Origin of the sequence: Microbacterium sp. ZW T2_14 (genome assembly GCF_044987405.1) — a bacterium.
Classification (GTDB): domain Bacteria; phylum Actinomycetota; class Actinomycetes; order Actinomycetales; family Microbacteriaceae; genus Microbacterium.
On the sequence record NZ_JBJDRK010000074.1, the window covers coordinates 1 to 16,983 of the forward strand.

The 16,983-nt window shown below is 70.9% G+C and carries 16 protein-coding genes; 7 read left to right on the plus strand and 9 right to left on the minus strand.

The window, feature by feature from the left end; genetic code table 11:
- Nucleotides 1-193 precede the first annotated feature (193 nt).
- Together ACI3KY_RS18335 and ACI3KY_RS18340 are read left to right on the plus strand one after the other, a co-directional pair.
- Entirely contained in the window at nucleotides 194-838 is a 645-nt protein-coding gene (locus tag ACI3KY_RS18335) for a ClpP family protease (protein ID WP_404931567.1), read from the plus strand.
- The gene (locus ACI3KY_RS18340; RefSeq protein ID WP_404931568.1) at nucleotides 835-1,428 is read left to right on the plus strand and encodes a ClpP family protease; all 594 of its coding nucleotides are present in this window, start codon (nucleotides 835-837) and stop codon (nucleotides 1,426-1,428) included. Before ACI3KY_RS18335 ends, ACI3KY_RS18340 begins: the two co-directional genes overlap by 4 nt.
- 362 nt (nucleotides 1,429-1,790) lie before the next feature.
- Here the strand turns inward: ACI3KY_RS18340 and ligD are convergent, their stop codons facing one another.
- Together ligD and ACI3KY_RS18350 are read right to left on the minus strand one after the other, a co-directional pair.
- A complete protein-coding gene (ligD, locus tag ACI3KY_RS18345; RefSeq protein ID WP_404931569.1) occupies nucleotides 1,791-3,044 on the minus strand; it encodes a non-homologous end-joining DNA ligase in 1,254 nt (417 codons plus the stop codon).
- Between the two features lie 49 nt (nucleotides 3,045-3,093).
- The gene (locus ACI3KY_RS18350) at nucleotides 3,094-3,453 is read right to left on the minus strand and encodes a helix-turn-helix domain-containing protein (protein ID WP_404931570.1); all 360 of its coding nucleotides are present in this window, start codon (nucleotides 3,451-3,453) and stop codon (nucleotides 3,094-3,096) included.
- A gap of 258 nt (nucleotides 3,454-3,711) precedes the next feature.
- On the opposite strand from ACI3KY_RS18350, the gene ACI3KY_RS18355 reads away from it, so the two are divergent.
- Complete coding sequence (locus ACI3KY_RS18355; protein ID WP_404931571.1) at nucleotides 3,712-6,828, plus strand: S8 family peptidase; 3,117 nt, start codon at nucleotides 3,712-3,714, stop codon at nucleotides 6,826-6,828.
- 138 nt (nucleotides 6,829-6,966) lie between these two features.
- Here the strand turns inward: ACI3KY_RS18355 and ACI3KY_RS18360 are convergent, their stop codons facing one another.
- Entirely contained in the window at nucleotides 6,967-7,374 is a 408-nt protein-coding gene (locus ACI3KY_RS18360; protein ID WP_404931572.1) for a hypothetical protein, read from the minus strand.
- Between the two features lie 228 nt (nucleotides 7,375-7,602).
- Complete coding sequence (locus ACI3KY_RS18365) at nucleotides 7,603-8,523, minus strand: Bax inhibitor-1/YccA family protein (RefSeq protein WP_404931573.1); 921 nt, start codon at nucleotides 8,521-8,523, stop codon at nucleotides 7,603-7,605.
- 159 nt (nucleotides 8,524-8,682) lie between these two features.
- Between ACI3KY_RS18365 and ACI3KY_RS18370 the strand changes: the two genes are divergently transcribed.
- The gene (locus ACI3KY_RS18370; RefSeq protein WP_404931574.1) at nucleotides 8,683-9,708 is read left to right on the plus strand and encodes a glycerophosphodiester phosphodiesterase family protein; all 1,026 of its coding nucleotides are present in this window, start codon (nucleotides 8,683-8,685) and stop codon (nucleotides 9,706-9,708) included.
- Nucleotides 9,709-9,738: 30 nt separating this feature from the next.
- Here the strand turns inward: ACI3KY_RS18370 and ACI3KY_RS18375 are convergent, their stop codons facing one another.
- Complete coding sequence (locus ACI3KY_RS18375) at nucleotides 9,739-10,203, minus strand: SRPBCC domain-containing protein (protein ID WP_404931575.1); 465 nt, start codon at nucleotides 10,201-10,203, stop codon at nucleotides 9,739-9,741.
- Nucleotides 10,204-10,219: 16 nt separating this feature from the next.
- On the opposite strand from ACI3KY_RS18375, the gene ACI3KY_RS18380 reads away from it, so the two are divergent.
- Entirely contained in the window at nucleotides 10,220-10,543 is a 324-nt protein-coding gene (locus tag ACI3KY_RS18380) for an ArsR/SmtB family transcription factor (protein ID WP_404931576.1), read from the plus strand.
- A gap of 6 nt (nucleotides 10,544-10,549) precedes the next feature.
- On the opposite strand, the gene ACI3KY_RS18385 is transcribed toward ACI3KY_RS18380, so the two are convergent.
- Complete coding sequence (locus ACI3KY_RS18385) at nucleotides 10,550-11,326, minus strand: alpha/beta fold hydrolase (protein WP_404931577.1); 777 nt, start codon at nucleotides 11,324-11,326, stop codon at nucleotides 10,550-10,552.
- A gap of 119 nt (nucleotides 11,327-11,445) precedes the next feature.
- Complete coding sequence (locus ACI3KY_RS18390; RefSeq protein WP_404931578.1) at nucleotides 11,446-12,426, minus strand: SAM-dependent methyltransferase; 981 nt, start codon at nucleotides 12,424-12,426, stop codon at nucleotides 11,446-11,448.
- Between the two features lie 153 nt (nucleotides 12,427-12,579).
- Between ACI3KY_RS18390 and ACI3KY_RS18395 the strand changes: the two genes are divergently transcribed.
- Both ACI3KY_RS18395 and ACI3KY_RS18400 read left to right on the plus strand, forming a co-directional pair.
- Nucleotides 12,580-14,943, plus strand: coding sequence for a glycoside hydrolase family 65 protein (locus ACI3KY_RS18395; RefSeq protein ID WP_404931579.1), 2,364 nt, complete (start codon nucleotides 12,580-12,582; stop codon nucleotides 14,941-14,943).
- Between the two features lie 115 nt (nucleotides 14,944-15,058).
- Nucleotides 15,059-16,087 (plus strand): NADPH:quinone reductase, encoded by a 1,029-nt coding sequence (locus ACI3KY_RS18400; protein ID WP_404931580.1) that lies wholly within the window; start codon nucleotides 15,059-15,061, stop codon nucleotides 16,085-16,087.
- A 6-nt stretch (nucleotides 16,088-16,093) separates the two neighbouring features.
- Here ACI3KY_RS18400 and ACI3KY_RS18405 read toward each other — a convergent pair whose 3' ends face one another.
- Together ACI3KY_RS18405 and ACI3KY_RS18410 are read right to left on the minus strand one after the other, a co-directional pair.
- Nucleotides 16,094-16,576: a hypothetical protein gene (locus ACI3KY_RS18405; RefSeq protein ID WP_404931581.1), complete on the minus strand. Its 483-nt coding sequence runs from the start codon at nucleotides 16,574-16,576 to the stop codon at nucleotides 16,094-16,096.
- An 80-nt stretch (nucleotides 16,577-16,656) separates the two neighbouring features.
- Nucleotides 16,657-16,983 (minus strand): type VI secretion system tube protein Hcp (locus tag ACI3KY_RS18410; RefSeq protein WP_404931582.1); only part of this gene is annotated, 327 nt, incomplete at its 5' end.

The window sequence follows — 16,983 nt, forward strand, 5'->3', positions numbered from 1 at the left end:
CCCGTCCCGCCGCACACCGCCTCCCTCGCCCACCCCCCAGGGTTGACTTGCCGTACCTGTACGACACGCCAGGCGTGTCGCGTGCATATACGGCACGTCAGCGGTGGGGGGAGGGGTGTCGGCTCCGCTGAGGGCAGAGCCGCCGGGAGCGGAAACGGATGCCGCGACCGCCGCACCCGCGCAGGCTGGGGTCATGGCAGACGAAGGCAAGATCCCACAGTTCGGGGCCGAAGCGCGTCGCGAGCTGTTCCAGCAGCGCGTGCTCGTGCTCGACGGCCCGCTCGACGACGACAACGGCACCCTGATCGCGACGCAGCTGCTCGCTCTCGCGGCCGAGGACGAGGCATCCGACATCGCCCTCTGGATCCACTCGCCCGGCGGCTCGGTGCCGTCGATGCTCGCGATCCGCGACGTCATGAACCTCATCCCCAACGATGTCGCGACCCTCGCCCTGGGACTCGCGTGCAGCGCGGGGCAGTTCCTGCTGTCGGCGGGGACGAAGGGCAAACGGCGCGCGCTGCCCCATGCGCGCATCCTGATGCACCAGGGCTCCGCGGGCATCGGCGGTTCCGCCGTCGAGGTCGAGGTGCAGGCCGACGACCTCCGGCACATGCGCGACACCGTGCTCGGGCTCATCGCGGAGGACACCGGACAGAGCATCGACCGGATCTTCGACGACTCGCTGCACGACCGCTGGTACACGGCCGCCCAAGCACAGGATTACGGCTTCATCGACGGAATCGTCGAGGACTTCGCCCAGGTGGTGCCCCGGCGTCGACGGCCTGCGGGTCTCGGCGTCGGCGCAGAGGTGACGGCGAAGCGGGAGGTGGCGGCATGACCTCGTACACGATCCCCAACGTGGTCGCGCAGCATCCGCGCGGCGATCGCATCATGGACGTCTACTCGCAGCTGCTGACCGAGCGCGTGGTCTACCTCGGCACCGGGATCGACGCCGGCGTCGCGAACGCCCTCATCGCACAGCTGCTGCACCTCGACGCCGACAGCCCCGAGCGCGACATCCAGCTGTACATCAACTGCGAGGGCGGGGATCCCGCCGCCATGCTCGCCGTGTACGACACGATGCAGCACGTGCGGCCGGACGTCGCGACCACCGTCGTCGGGCAGGCCATCGGCGTGGGCGCGGTGATGCTCGCGGCCGGCGCACCGGGCAAGCGCGCGGTGCTGCCGCACGCACGCGTGGTGCTGCACCAGCCGGCGGGGCAGGGGAGGGGCGCGATCCCCGACCTGATCCTCCAGGCCGACGAGCTCGTCCGCGTGCGCGGCGAAGTCGAGGAGATCCTCGCGCGCCATACCGGACAGGATGCTGCCAAGCTGCGCGTCGACACGGATCGCGACCGGGTGTTCACGGCGACGGATGCCGTCGCCTACGGTCTCGCCGACCAGGTGCTGGAGCGCGTGCCCCGGTGAGGGCGGACTGATCCGGTCGTTGAGCGGTGACCACCCGGTCGCTGAGCGAGCGCCAGCGAGACGAGGAGCGGCGAGGCGCTGTGCGTTGACCACCCGGTCGCTGAGCGAGCGCCAGCGAGACGAAGCGCGGCGAGGCGCTGTGCGTTGACCACCCGGTCGCTGAGCGAGCGCCAGCGAGACGAAGCGCGGCGAGGCGCTGTGCGGTCCTGTGGCGCGCTTCGTCTCGCTCGTTCCTCGCTCGCTCAGCGACCGGCCCGAGGATCTCGCTCGCTCAGCGACCGGGCCGAGGATCTCGGTCGCTCAACGACCGGAGGCGAGGATGGGCATCGGCTCAACGACCGGAGGCGAGGATGGGCATCGGCTCACCGACCGGCTGAACCTGGCGAGCCGGGCCAGACCTTGCCCTCCCAGGGGTCGTAGTCGGCGAGCAGGTCCTCCTGCGGCGGGCGCTCTGCCTCGGGCACGTGCTGCAGGTTGACGCGCACGCGGTACCAGAGCGAGCTCGAGCCGCGCATCCCGTCGATGAGCACGTCGGCGGGATGCAGCTGGGCGTTCGCGGCCGGGTGCCGCCGCATCCATTCCTCCAGCGCGGCGATGGACTCCGACTTCGTCTTCGTGCGGGCGATCTCGATGAGGGGCATCGTGGACTGACGGCGGCCAGAGCCGTCACCGCCGCGCGGCGGCCTTTCCGCCGGGCCGAGCTCGTCGGCCAGACGCAGCAGCCCGTCGAGCGTGCCCACGGCGTCGTCGATGCCGGCGTGCGGGTCGCCGAGCTCGGCGAACCGCTGCGGCACGGTCAGCACGGTGAACTCGGCCGGGCGGCGCTCGCGCACCTCGTCCCAGTCGAGCGGTGTCGACACTCGCGCGTCGGGCAGCGGACGGATCGAGTACGCGGAGGCGACTGTGCGGTCCTTGGCGTTCTGGTTGAAGTCGACGAAGACGCTCTCGCCGCGCTCCTCTTTCCACCAGCGGGCGGTCGCGAGACCCGGCGCGCGGTTCTCGACCTCGCGGGCGAGCGTCTCGGCCGCGGTGCGCACCTGCTTGTAGTCCCACTGCGGCGCGATGCGCACCAGGATGTGCATGCCCCGCGACCCGCTGGTCTTCGGCCAGCCCACCAGGCCCACATCGTCGAGCACCTCGCGAGCGACGAAGGCGACGTCGACGATCTGCGACCAGTCCACGCCGGGCATGGGGTCGAGGTCGATGCGCAGCTCGTCGGGGTGGTCGAGGTCCTCGGCACGGATCGGGTGCGGGTTGAGGTCGAGGCACCCGAGGTTGATGACCCACGCCAGGCCCGCGGCATTCCGGATCACAGCCTCTTCGGCCGACGTGCCCCGCGCGTACTGAAGGGTTGCGGTGTCGATGAAGTCGGGGTGGTTCTCGGGAACGCGCTTCTGGAAGAACGGCTCTGCCTCGATCCCCTTGGGGAAGCGCTTGAGCACCATGGGCCGGCCGCCCGCGCCGCGGAGGGCGCCGTCCGCCACGGCGAGGTAATACCGGACGATGTCGAGCTTGGTGATGCCGGGCTCGGGGAAGACGATCTTGGACGGGCTGGAGATGCGCACGTCGTGACCGTCGATCTCGAGGATCTCGGCTTCGGACTTCGAGGGCGTCACCCGGCCAGGCTAGCGGCGGCCCTCGACATCGGCCAGGGGCGGGGGCGGCTCAGGCGGCGAGGGCGTAGGTGGTGCGGCATCCCACCGTGGCGCGGTCGTCGACGCGCGTGCGGAGATCGTCGACGACCCCCGCGGTGAGCTCGATCAGGGTCACCTCGAGGGCACCGGCGACGGCGGCGATCATCTCGCTCGACGGCTCCTTGAGGCCGCGCTCCATCTCGGACAGGTACTGGGGGGAGACCCCGGCGCGGTCGGCGGTGTCGGCGAGGCGTTCGCCGCGCTCATGCCGGAGCCGGCGCAGGCGATCGCCCAGGGCATCGCGCCAGAGCGGCTCGGGCTCACGAGAGGGACGCGGCTCGGGCTCATGAGAGGGACGCATCTTCGTCGGCAGCGGGATGATCTCGGCCATGCGCTCACGATAGAACGCGCGCGCGGAGCGCTCCACGGTGTTCCGCTCAGAGCAGAACGTCCTGGTCCTTCGGGGGAATGGCGCGCAGCGAGGTGACCAGGCTCCCAGCGTCGCGCGATGCGCGTTTGGTCGACACTCGCCGTCCGCGACTGCGCGGTCTGCTCAGCCTGGGAGATTTCTGTTGACCTTTTGAGAATTCGCACATAGCGTCGCGCCCATACCCCGATCTTTCCGTGCATGTAGAAAGTAGGCTCCCCCTTGATCCGACGCTCCCTTGCGGTGGTCGGCGCGCTCGCGCTTGCGATCGCCACACCCACCGCAGCGATGGCTGCCACCCCCGACGACGATCCGTCGTCGAAGTTCGAGAAGTCCGACACGAAGGGCGCGGTCGGCACCACCGTCCGTCCCTTGAGTGTCGGCGCCGACGGCCGTGTCACCGTCATCGTCGAGATGGCCGGCGACCCGGTCGCGGTCGCGCAGGCGAAGAAGGGCAAGGACCTAACGCCCGCCGAGAAGAAGGCGATCAGGAACTCGCTGAAGTCGGCGCAGGACGCCGTCGTCGGATCCATCGAGAGCAAGGACGGTGACGTCGCGGCGACCATGCAGTCCGCCTACAACGGCATCCAGGCCACCCTTCCCGCCGATCAGGTCGACGCCGTCGCGGCCCTGCCCAACGTCGTCGCGGTCCACGCGGTGAAGACCTACACGCTCGACAACGCCGTGTCGGTGCCGTTCCTCGGCGTGCCGGAGGTGTGGCAGGACACGGGCTACACCGGCGAGAACATCAAGGTCGGAGTCATCGACACCGGCGTCGACTACACCCACGCCAACTTCGGCGGCGTCGGAACACCCGAGGCCTACGAAGTGGCGAACGCCGCCGAGACCCAGCCCGCCGACCCGGCACAGTTCGGCCCCGACGCACCCCGCGTCAAGGGCGGCTACGACTTCGTCGGTGACACGTACAACGCCGATCCCGCGTCGGAGAGCTACCAGCCGGTCCCGATGCCGGACGCCAACCCGCTCGACTGCAACGGCCACGGCAGCCACGTCGCCGGCACCGCTGCCGGCAGCGGCGTCACGGCCGACGGCCAGACCTACACCGGTCCGTACGACGCGTCGACGGCCTCGGCCGAGTGGACGATCGGGCCCGGTGTCGCGCCGCAGGCCGACGTCTACGCGCTCCGCGTCTTCGGCTGCGAGGGCTCGACCGACGTGGTCGTGCCCGCCATCGACTGGGCCGTCGAGAACGGCATGGATGTCATCAACATGTCGCTCGGCTCGCCCTTCGGCCGCGCTGACGACCCGGACGAGGTCGCGGTCACCAACGCGGTCGGTGCCGGCGTGGTCGTCGTGAAGTCGGCCGGCAACGAAGGCCCGAGCCCGTACCTGGCCGGCAACGGCGACGGTGTGGTCTCGGTCTCGGCCGTGGACAGCACGGAGTCCTTCCCCGGTGCCGAGATCACCGTCGACGGTGTCGCGATCCCCGCGATCAACGCCAACGGCGCCGTGCTCACGGGGCTTCCCGAGATGACGGTGGTCCGCCTCACGGACGATCCCGCCACGGCGGACGAGAACGAGGCCCTGGGCTGCTCGGTCGCGGCGTATCAGCACGCCGGCGTCACGGCGGGCGGCAATCAGCTCGCCGTCTCGACCCGCGGCGTCTGCGCGCGGGTCGCGAAGGCGATCTTCGCGCAGCAGGCCGGTGCGGCAGCAGCGGTGATGATCAACACCACGAACGACTACCCGCCGTTCGAGGGCGCGATCACCGCCAACCCCGACACGGGCGAGGAGTACGTCGTCACCATCCCGTTCCTCGGCGTCCGGTCGTCGGACGGCCCGAAGCTCGTCAACGGCAAGCCCGCGACGGTCGCTCCGGCCGACCTCGTCAACCCGGGCTTCCGCGGCTACGCGTCGTTCAGCTCGAGCGGTCCGCGCAGCGGCGACAGCGCCCTCGGCGTGGATGTCGCGGCCCCGGGCGTCTCGATCGTCTCGACCGGCGTCGGCACCGGCAACGGTCCCGCGACGAACTCGGGAACGTCAATGGCGGCACCGCACGTCGCGGGCGTCGCGGCCCTTGCCGTGGAGGCGCACCCCACCTGGACGGCCGGCGAGGTCGCCTCGGTGATCGTGTCGACGGCCGACCCGGAGAACGTCGTCGGTCAGAACCTCGTTCGCGGGGGCGTGGGCCTGGTGGACGCGGCGCAGGCCGTGAACCAGCAGGTCACCGCGACCGGTGACGCGTTCAAGACCGAGAACGGACGACTGCGCGAGGCTGCGCTCAGCTTCGGCTTCCAGGAGAGCGCGAAGGCGTTCGAGGGCAAGAAGACGGTGCTGCTGACCAACTACGGCACGCAGCCCGTGACGTACAACGTCGGCGTCGAGGCCTCCGCGCAGTCGGAAGCCGCCACGGTGAACGTCAGCCCGAGCTCGGTCACGGTTCCGGCCGGTAGCAGCGCCAAGGTGACCGTCGCGCTCACCGCCCCGGCCACGGCCGTCGGCAGCTCGTTGGCCGGCGGATTCTCCTTCTACGAGTTCTCGGGCGACGTGGTCTTCACGTCGGCGGCGGACACGCTGCGGGTTCCGTACCTGCTCGTTCCTCGCGCGACGAGCGATGTCTCGGCATCGGGCGACCTCAAGGTGACGAAGAAGGGCCAGCCGGTCGACGGCCAGGTGCAGGTCACGCTCAAGAACAGGGCCGGTGCCTTCGCGGCCGACGCCGACTTCTACACGTGGGGCCTGGAAGACAAGCAGGACGCACCGAAGTCGTTCACCGACACCGGCTACGACCTGCGCGCGGCCGGTGTGCAGTCGTTCGCCGCGGCCGGCGACCAGCTGCTGGTGTTCGCGGTCAGCACGCACAACCGGTGGTCGAACGCGGCGGCGAACGAGTTCGACGTCGTCATCGACGCGAACCGTGACGGCGAGCCGGAGTGGATCGTCTTCTCGGCTGACGGCGGCCTCGTCACGGCCGGCGACGCCAACGGCATCTCCCAGGTGTTCGCCTACGAGGTGGCCACCGGCGACACGCTCGCCACGGGATTCAACGCCTCGGCGCCGACCGACAGCAGCACCATCCTGCTGCCGGTGTTCGCGGGCGACCTCGGCCTCACGGCCGGTGCGTTCGACTACACGGTGCAGAGCTTCTCGTCGGTCAACGACGGGTCGGACGCCATCGATGCGACCGCGACGTACAACCCGTGGGCTCCGGCTCTCACCAACGGGCAGTACGAGACGGTGCCCGTCGGGGGAACCGTCCCGGTGCCCGTCGACGTGAACGCTGCGGCGTTCGCTGAGCAGCACCCGCTCGGTGTCATGGTCGTCGCGACCGACAACGCGGCCGGCAAGGACGAGGCGATCCTGGTCAAGGCCAAGTAACAGCCCCGCACGGTCCAGAGGTGGCGTCCCGTCGAAAGACGGGGCGCCACTTCGTGCGTAGGGGGTAACGGATGCCGGCAGCCTATGCCCGCGGCATCCCACCCGCCTCGCGGTCATATGCCGCGGTGACGGTTGCGATCAGTGTTCGCAGAGCCTCGGCGTGTTCGAGGTTCCGAAGCGGTAGTCGTAGGTCGTGCCGTCCACCGAGACGACGACGCGCATGCCGTCCACGAGCGCCTGAGTGTAGAACATTCCGGGCTTCGGGCAGCCGAGGGCGCCGTTGCGCCAGGTGACGGCGTGGGCGGAGACGAGCTCGGGCGTGCCGGTGACCCCGCGCGCGACGAGATCGGCGACGATCGCATCCCACCGGGCCGGCGGAACGTTGGCGGGTTCGCCGGTCGGTTCGATCGGTCCACGCGGGGTCGTCGCGAAGGGCGGACGGGTGTGCGCCGAGGGCGTCGGCGCGGAGGCTGTGGGTTCGGAGGGCGTCGGCTCGGGGGGCGTGGGCCCGGCGGACGTGGGCTCGGAGGGTGTGGACTCGGTCATCGGTCCTCCTGCGCAGCCGCTGAGGCAGAGCACCACGGCGACGGCGCAGACCGCAAGACGCCGAGCCATGACATGCCACTCCTCGAATCGGCTTCAGCCTAAGCGCCGTCCATCGGCTCGGAAAGCGTGCGGGCGGGATGCACGGCAGGCTCCCGGCTGCCATGGCAGCGACCTGAGACGCCGAACGGCCGCCCGGAGGACCGGACGGCCGTTCGTGAGCGCGAAGCGTCAGCTGCTGCTGCGCGCGATGGCGATGATGCGGAGGATCTCGATGTACAGCCAGACGACGGTGACCATGATGCCGAAGCCGCCGAGCCAGCCGTACTGGCGCGGAGCGCCGTTGCGGACGCCCTGCTGGATGTTGTCGAAGTCGAGCACCAGCGAGTACGCCGCCATGATGACGACGAAGACGCCGATGATGACGCCCCACGGGATGCCGAGCGGGCCCCTCGCGCTCAGCAGACCGAACGCGCCGCCGGCGATCGGGGCACCGAAGATCATCAGGCCGATGTTGATGAGCGAGAACACCAGGTAGCCGACCATCGCGATGAGGAAGACCTTGGTGGCCTTCTTCGACGCGCGGATCTTGCCGCTGGCGAAGAGGGCGAGGGTCACGCCGACGACCGAGAGGGTCGCGAGGGTCGCCTGGAGGACGATGCCCTCGAACATCATCTCGAAGAAGGCCGAGATGCCTCCCACGAACAGGCCCTCGAACGCGGCGTAGCCGAAGATGAGCGCGGGGCGGATCTTCTTGCGCGACGTGAAGATGACGACGAGCGAGAGCACGAAGCCGCCGAGGGCGCCGATCGCCCACGGGGCGATCGACGGGTCGGGGTTGGCCGGCGTGACGCCCGCCATGGTCCACATCCAGCCGGCGACGGCGCCGACGACGAGGACGGCGAACAGTCCGAGCGTCTTCCACACGGTGTCTTCGACCGACATGCGACCGGTCTCGACGGCGCCGGCGGGGGGAGCGGCGTACATGCCCTCGAGACGCGCCTGGGCTGCGGCATCCGTTCCGGCCGTCTGAGCCGTCGCGAACTGCGTCTGTGCTCCCAGGTTCGCCGCCTGAGGACCGCCGGGGTAGGTCTGAACGGCCTTCGGGTCCTGGAAGGCCGGGTTGTTGAACGCGGGGTTGTTGAGGGCCACTGCTCTCTCACACTCCAATGTCAAGGGAATCCCAGCAGGATGCTGTTGATCAACACTATCCGACGGGTGCCCGGGCGGCACGGGTGGGCGCTGTGAGAGGGCTATGAACGGATGCCGCAACCGCCCGGGCGGGTGCACCGCGCTGACTACGCTGGAACGGTGCCTCGTCGCAAACCGCTCGTCATCGGTCACCGCGGTGCGCCTGGCTATCGCCCCGAGCACTCGCCCTCGTCGTACGCCCTGGCGTTCGCCATGGGGATCGATGCGGTCGAGCCGGACGTCGTGGTCTCGCGCGACGGCGTGCTCGTCGTGCGGCACGAGAATGAGATCTCGGGCACGACGGACGTCGCCGACCGGCCGGAGTTCGCGGACCGCCGCACCACCAAGACGATCGACGGCGCCGAGCAGACCGGCTGGTTCACCGAGGACTTCACCTGGGACGAGCTGGCGACGCTGCGCTGCCGGGAGCGCCTCCCCGAACTGCGGCCCTCGAGCGCGAGCTTCGACGACGAGCAGCCGGTGCTGCGGCTGCGCGATGTGCTCGACGCGGTCCGCGCCGCTTCGCTGGAACAGGGCCGCGAGATCGGCGTCGTGCTCGAGATCAAGCACGCCACCTACTTCGCAACGTGCTTCGGCGCCGCAGACGGATGGGACATCGCCGCGCTGGTGGATGCCGAGCTGCGCGAGGCCGGCTGGGCCGGCGGAGAGCTGCCGCTGACCATCGAGTCGTTCGAGTCCACCGTGCTGCTCTCGCTCAAGGAACGAGGCATCCGTGCGGCGTACGTGTATCTGCTGGAGGCATCGGGACGGCCGTTCGACCTGTTCGCGGCCCAGGGCAAGTCGGCCCCGACTTACCGGCAGACGGCTGCACCCGCCGGCCTCGACGCGCTGGTGGGGCGGGTCGACGGGATCAGCGTGGACAAGCGGGCGATCCTCGCGCCCGACAAGCTCGGCCGCGCCGGTGGGCCGTCGCCCGTCGTCGCCGACGCGCATGACCGCGGTCTGCGGGTGTTCACCTGGACCTGCCGGCCGGAGAACCGCTTTTTGATCGGCCAGTTCCGCACGCGCGGCGGTCCGTCGGCCTTCGGCGACTGGGAGGCCGAGTGGGGCATGATCCGCGACAGCGGCGTCGACGGCGTGTTCGTCGACCACCCGGACCTCGGCGTCGCGTTCTTCCGGGGCTGACGCTCGCGCGACGAGTCGGCGTGTCGCGGGCTAGGCGTAGAAGCCGTCGCGCAGGTTGATCCCGTGCTCGACCCACACCTTCAGCGCGGCGAGCATGCCGGTCCAGCCCTCGCAGTTGCCGAACGCGTTCTTCGCGCCGTCCGGGCTGGCCTCCCACGCCGACTCGCTGATCGTCACGAGGGTGCGGGCGCCGTCATCGATCGGCTCGAACTCGAACGTGGTGGTGGTCTCCGATGCGACGCCGGCGCGGGCCTCCCAGCGGATGACGAGCTTGCGCGGCGGGTCGGCTTCGACCACGGTCACCGGGAACCGCCCGGGGAAATCGGCGAAGTCCCAGGTGACGTCGGCGCCCGGTTCGAGCCGTCCGCGCGCGCCGCCGGTCGTGAAGTAGCGCGAGAGCTGTGCGGGGTCGGCGACGGCTTCGTAGACCTCGGCCGCGGGTCGGGCCACGCGTCCCGACACGGTGAACGACAGTTCCGAGAGTTCGTGAGACATGTTGTAGTTTTATAACATGATGGATGCCGGGCGCAAGGGGTCGGACGACGACCTGGTGTTCAAGGCGCTCGCCGCACCCCTTCGCCGACGCATGCTCGATGCCCTGAAGGCCGAGCCGCTCACCACAGGGGCACTCTGCGCACGCTTCCCGGAGGTGGATCGCACGACGGTGCTCCAGCATCTGCGCGTCCTCGAGCGGGCCGAACTCGTCACCGGGCGAAGGATCGGCCGCGAGCGCCACCTCGCTCTGGCGCCGCTGCCGATCAAGCGCATCCACGATCGGTGGATCGGGGATTACGCGCGGGCGGCCGTCGACCTGTTGGACCGCCTCAACGACTGACGGGGTCTACCCCAGCCGCTCCTTGATCACGCGGGCGGTCGCGGCGGGGTCGGGGCGATGCATCACCGATTCGGGCACGACGACGAGTTCCGCGCCGTCCATGGCCTCGGCGAGGCGGTCGGCGGCGGTCAAGAGGATCGGGAACGTCTGCTCGCCGCGCAGGATCGTGACCGGAGCCGTGACGGCGAGCATCTCGTCCGTCGGGATCGACGCTTCGCGGACGAGGTTCGTGTCGTACACCGTGGACTGGGCGAGCGGCAGCAGCGCGGCGAACTGGTCGCTCGCGCGGATGCCCTCGACCATCTCGCGCGGCAGTCCGACGCTTTCCAGCTGGAAGGTGACGATCGCGTCGTCCGGGCGGTCCTCGTCGACGTAGCGCTGCAGTCGGTCGGCTAGGTCGTCGGCGGGCTCGTCGACCCCGAATCGGAAGGGAGGCTCCGAGAGGAACAGCGCGCGGATGGGGACGCCGCGGGATGCCGCGACCAGCGCCAGCACCGCTCCGGAGGAGTGCCCGAGCACAGCGGCGTCGCCGCCCACGGCGTCGATCACTGCGGCGAGATCCTCGACCTCGCGGTCGGGCGTCGAACCGCGCACGTCACCGCTCGCGCCGCGGGCGCGGCGGTCCCACGTGACCGCCCGGAAGCCGGCATCCGTCAAGGCTTCCGCCAATCCGCCCGCGTCGGCCGCGGTCGACATCGCGCCGTTCACGATGACGACGGCCGGGCCGTCGCCGGTGACGTCGTACGCGATGGGTGTGCCGTCAGCAGAGGTCGCGGTGCGCATGGCGCCAGCAAACCACGGGCTGCCGACATCCGCACCCCCTCCGCCTGCCGACCCGGTCATCGCTCGCGGCAGCCCGGTCTCCTAGTGCATCGTGTGGTGCGTTTCGGCGCCGAATCGGTTCAGATGACGCGAATCGGTGCGGGAGCGGCGCCGTGACAGTGCGATCGAGCCGACTCACGGCGCCGGGCGTGCTGACCCGCGTCACCCCTCGCCGCGGCTCGGGGCGCCCGCCACCGCTCGCCGCGGACGGCGGTCACGAACCCGCCGCGCTGGGACGGCTGCGACGGCTCGGAGGGCTCCTCCGGCTCGTCGCGGTCGATCCGCAGCGGCCGCGAGTACCGGCGCTCCAGGTCGTGCACCGCGACCTCGTCGACCGCCCATCCCGCCGCAGTCAATACCTCGGCGGGATCAGGCGGATCCGTGCGCGCGAGAAGATCGTCGAACGGGATGCCGGTGGCCAGCGAGAACGTCTGCAGCCGCTCGCGCGTCTCCGGGGTGTCGGTCAGAGCCGGTGCCCGCTCGATCACGGCCCGCGATCCTGGCGCCGACAGCGCGATGATGTCATCGAGGAGCGCCGACTGATCGTGCGCGCCGAGGTAGGGGAGGAGTCCTTCGAGCACCCAGTGCGTCGGATGATCGGGACGGAGGCCGGCTCGGACGATCGCCGACGCCCAGGGCGCGGTGACGTCGGCGGCGAGAGCCGTACGGTCCGCGGTCGGCATCGCACCCGCAGCATCCATCGTCCTGTCGAGGAACTCGACCACGCCGGGGGAGTCGAGCTCGAACAGGCGGGTGCCGGCAGGCCAGGCGAGCCGCCATGAGCGGGTGTCGAGGCCGCTGCCCAGGATGACGACCTGAGGCACCGCGCCGGCGCGCAGCTCGTCGTCGATGAAGCGCGTGCGCAGGCCGATGTACATGGCGCCCAGGAGCATCGAGTGCTCCATGGCCGGCACGTCGCCGAGGTCGGCGGGCCAGCGCTCGGGAAACGGCACCGCGACGCCCGACTCCCGCACGAGCGTGGCGGCCCACGGGTCGTCGACGAGCGCGTCGGGACGCTCGGACTCGAGCGCACGGGCTGCGGCGACCGCGACGGCGGTCACTCCCACTCCTTCTACAGGCACGGGGTCCATCCTCGTCCTGACGGACGCGGCTGACCCGCCCGATTCGCTGACGGCGCAACCGCCGCGTTACCGGGCTGTCGCGCTGATTGCAAGGCCTTCGCCGGCCGGCGAGCGGACCCGCAGACTGGCGGCATGCCGCACAGCTCCGGTTTCGATGTCTCGCCGTGGGGGATCGGCTGGTCGGGGTGGGATCCGCACCGCCAGGCGCGTCGCGAGTCCGTGTTCTCGCTCTCCAACGGCCACATCGGCTGGCGCGGCACCCTCGACGAAGGCGACCCCTGCGAAGTGCCCGGCGCGTATCTGAACGGGCTGTTCGAAGAGCACCCGATGCCGTATGCCGAGGACGGGTACGCCTATCCCGAGCACGGCGAGGCGCTGATCAACGCCCCCGATGGCAAGGTGATCCGGCTGCTGGTCGGAGATGAGCCGCTCGACATCCGCGAGGGGCGGCTCGAGCACCACGAGCAGCACCTCGACTTCCGTGCGGGGACGATGCGGCGCGAACTGCGGTGGACCTCACCCGCCGGCGACACCGTGCACATCGAGTCCACCCGGCTGGTGTCGCTCACGCACCGCCCGGTCGCCGCGATCCAGTACCGCGTGACCGCCGTCGGCGGACCGATCGACCTCACCGTGCTCTCGGAGATCGTGGCAGACGAGCCGCTGGCCCGCGTGCATCCGGACGACCGCGTGATGGAGCCCCTGAAGCACCCGTTCGAGCCCGTCGAGCAGATCGCCGGCACGACCGGGGCCGCGCTCCTGCTCCGCACGCGACGCAGTGGGATCGGTGTCGCCGTGGCGATGGACCACGTGGTGGAGGGCGCCGACTGCACCGTCAGCACCGCGGCATCCGACGACGTGGCCCGCACGACGGTGACGACCCGGCTCGCCGCGGGCGACAGCATCCGTCTGGTGAAGATCGTGGCCCACGAATGGTCGGATGCGCTCACGGATGCCGCGTTGCGCGACCGCGTGCAGGCCGCCGTGGCGACCGCGACTCGACTCGGCTGGGACGGGCTCGCCCGCGAGCAGCGCGAGTACCTCGACCGCTTCTGGGATGCGGCCGACATCGTGCTCGAGGGCGACGCGCGCCTGCAGCAGGCGGTGAGGTTCGCGCTCTTCCAGGTGCTGCAGTCGGCCGCGCGCACCGAGGTGCGCTCGATTCCCGGAAAGGGGCTGACAGGCCCGGGGTACGAGGGGCACACCTTCTGGGACGCCGAGGCGTTCCTGCTGCCCGTGCTCACGTACACGATTCCGGATGCCGCGGCCCACGCCCTGCGTTGGCGGCACTCCACGCTCGACCTGGCGCGGGAGCGGGCCGAGCAGCTGCACCTGGCCGGTGCGGCGTTCCCCTGGCGGACGGTCAGCGGACGGGAGTGCTCCGGCTACTGGCCCGCCGGCACCGTCGCGTTCCACATCAACGCCGACATCGCGGTCGCGCTCCTTCGGCACGTGCGGGTCACCGGCGACGCGGACTTCGAGCGCGAGGTGGCGCTCGAGATCCTCGTCGAGACCGCGCGACTGTGGGTGTCGCTCGGGTATCGCGGTCGCGACGGCGTGTTCCACCTCGACGGCATCACCGGTCCGGACGAGTACTCGGCGCTGGTGGACGACAACACCTTCACGAACCTCGCCGCCCGGCGGAACCTGCGGGGCGCCGCCGAGGCCGCGCGCCGGCATCCCGCCGATGCCCGCCGGCTCGGCGTCACGGACGACGAGATCGGCGCGTGGGAGGGCATCGCCGACGCCATCGCCGTCCCGGTCGACGAGGAACGCGGCGTGCATCAGCAGTCGGCGGGCTTCACCGACCTGGAGCGCTGGGACTTCGACGCCACGTCGCCCGATCAGTACCCGTTGCAGGACCACTTCCCCTACTTCGACCTCTACCGCAAGCAGGTGGTGAAGCAGGCCGACCTCGTGCTGGCGCTCCAGTTCTTCCCCGAGGAGTTCTCGGCCGACGAGACGGCGCGCGCCTTCGCCTACTACGAGGAGCTCACGGTCCGGGATTCGTCGCTCTCGGCATCGTCGCAGTCCGTCGTGGCCGCGCGGGTCGGGCATCTCGACCTCGCGATCGAGTACCTCCGCGAGGCCGCCACGATCGACCTCGACGACCTGCGCGACGATGTCGACGACGGCCTGCACGTGGCCGCGCTCGCGGGCGTCTGGACGGCGGTCGTGTCGGGCCTCGGCGGGATGCGGGACGGATGCCGCGACCTGGCGTTCGCGCCTCGTCTGGCGGCTCCGCTCACCCGGCTGGCCTTCGGCGTCCGCGTCGCCGGATGCGTGCTCCGCGTCGACGTCGGCGCCGACGCGACGACCTACACGATGGCGGGCGAAGGGACGCTGCGCATCCGCCATTTCGGCGACGTCGTGGACCTCGCACCCGGGACGCCGATGACGCTGAGCACCCCGCCGCCGCAGGGCGAACTCGGCCCCCGCCCGTCGCAGCCCCGGGGACGGTCGCCGCGGGAGGTGCGCGCGGCGTGGGGCGACTAGGTATGCGGAGTCTCGACCTCGAGACCGCGAACATGGTCCGCGCGGCGGGTGAGCCCGGCGCCTGGGATCGGCGGCGCGGGAAATGCCCGCCGCCCCGCGGGCGTTGACCTCCGGCATGCGATCGATCGTCTACTCCCGCCCCGGAACGTCGTCCGTCCTCTCGCTCGCGGAGCGTGAGCCTGCGCAGCCCGGCCCGGGAGAGGTGCGCGTGAAGGTCGCGGTGTCGGGCGTCAATCCGACGGACTGGAAGGCGCGCGTGGGATCCAGCGGAGCCCTGGCGTTCGACGAGATCGTGCCGAATCAGGACGGGGCGGGAGTGGTGGACGCCATCGGCGACGGTGTGAGAGAACTCTCCGTCGGCGACCGCGTCTGGCTGTACCTGGCCCAGCATCAGCGCCCGACCGGGACGGCGCAGGAGTACACCGTCGTGCCCGCGGCGCGGGCAGTGAAGCTTCCCGAGGGCGTCGGCTTCGACGTCGCCGCCAGCCTCGGGGTTCCCGCCATGACGGCGCACCGGGCGCTCACTGTGCACGAGGCCGGACCGGCGCGGCTGTCGCCGGGCGCGCTCGAGGGCCGGGTCGTGCTCGTCGCCGGGGGAGCGGGCGCCGTCGGCCACGCCGCCATCCAGCTCGCGAGGTGGGCCGGGGCGACGGTGATCGCGACCATCTCGAGCGACGAGAAGGCCGCGCTCGCGCTCGCCGCGGGTGCCCACCACGTCGTGAACTACCGGGAGGGCGACACTGCTGGGCAGATCGCCGCCGTCGCCCCCGGTGGCGTGGACCACATCATCGAGGTGTCTCTGGCGCAGAACGCCGCTCTCGACGGCCAGGTCGTCGCAAACCACGGATCGATCGCCTACTACGCCGACAACGGGGGCGACCAGGCCACCATCCCGGTGCGGCCGACCTTCGCGAAGAACGTGCGGATCCAGGGTCTGCTGCTGTACACGGTCGGGGATTCCGCGCTGAGCGCCGCGGCACAAGACATCACCGCGGCGCTGCACGACGGCGCACTGCCGGTCGGCGAGCAGGCCGGGTTGCCGCTGACCTGGTTCCCCCTGGAGGAGACGGCCGCCGCCCACGACGCCGTCGAGCAGGGCGCGGTGGGCAAGGTGCTCATCGACGTCACGGGCGACAACCGCTGACGCGGACTACATCTCGCGACTCGATGCCTCGGCAAGGCTCTCGGCGAGCTGGGCGAACGTCTCCTGTGCCCCTCCGCCGCCGAGTCGGGCGGCGAGCGAGGCGAAGGCCACGGCACCGGCGAGCTGCGCTGCCGCGACATCCCACGGATCCGGCTGCGGGCCTTCGCCGCGCGGGCCGGGCAGCGGAATGGGCAGCCTTCTCGGCCAGCCGGTGCCGCACCAGTCGTCGACCACCTCGCTCACCCAGCCGGGGCGATCCTCACCCCGCAGATCGGCGTCGAGCACAGCCTCGGCGATATGGCCCGACAGGTCGGAGGCCGCCACGAGCCACCTGGGCGGGAGCGGCTGCGGGTTGAGCGCGACCGCGTCGAACCTGCTCTGCAGGTGCGCCCGGTGGCTGTGCGGCGGATAGACGTCGAAGATCTCGGGCCTGATGCGCCCCAGCAGGGACAGCATGCGGACGGTGCTGCTGATCTCGTTCCAACTCATCGGTGGTTCCCTTTCAGATCGGTGGACGGCATGTCCACGTTCCTGTGCGCCGCCGCCGAACCGGGCGGCGAGCGAAGCGATCACCTGGGGCGACGACTGAGCGTGACGGCGACCGGGTCGCCGAGGGAGCCGTCAGGCAGCTGCGACTGATAGGTCAGGGTCACGTCGTCGAACCCGAAGGTGACCTGCACCGCGGGGTCATCGCCCGAGAGCGCGGTGGTCGCCGAGGTCACGACGGCGTCCTGCATCCGCACCGTGAGATAGTCGCCGATCATGCCGGCGCGGCGTGCCGACAGGAGTACGTCATCCAGACGGATGCCGCGGGCACAGGCGTCGAACAGCCGCGGCGTCGCAGCGTCGAAGCGCAGCGACACGGCGAGGTCCGACAGCGTCGGCCTGCCCACCCT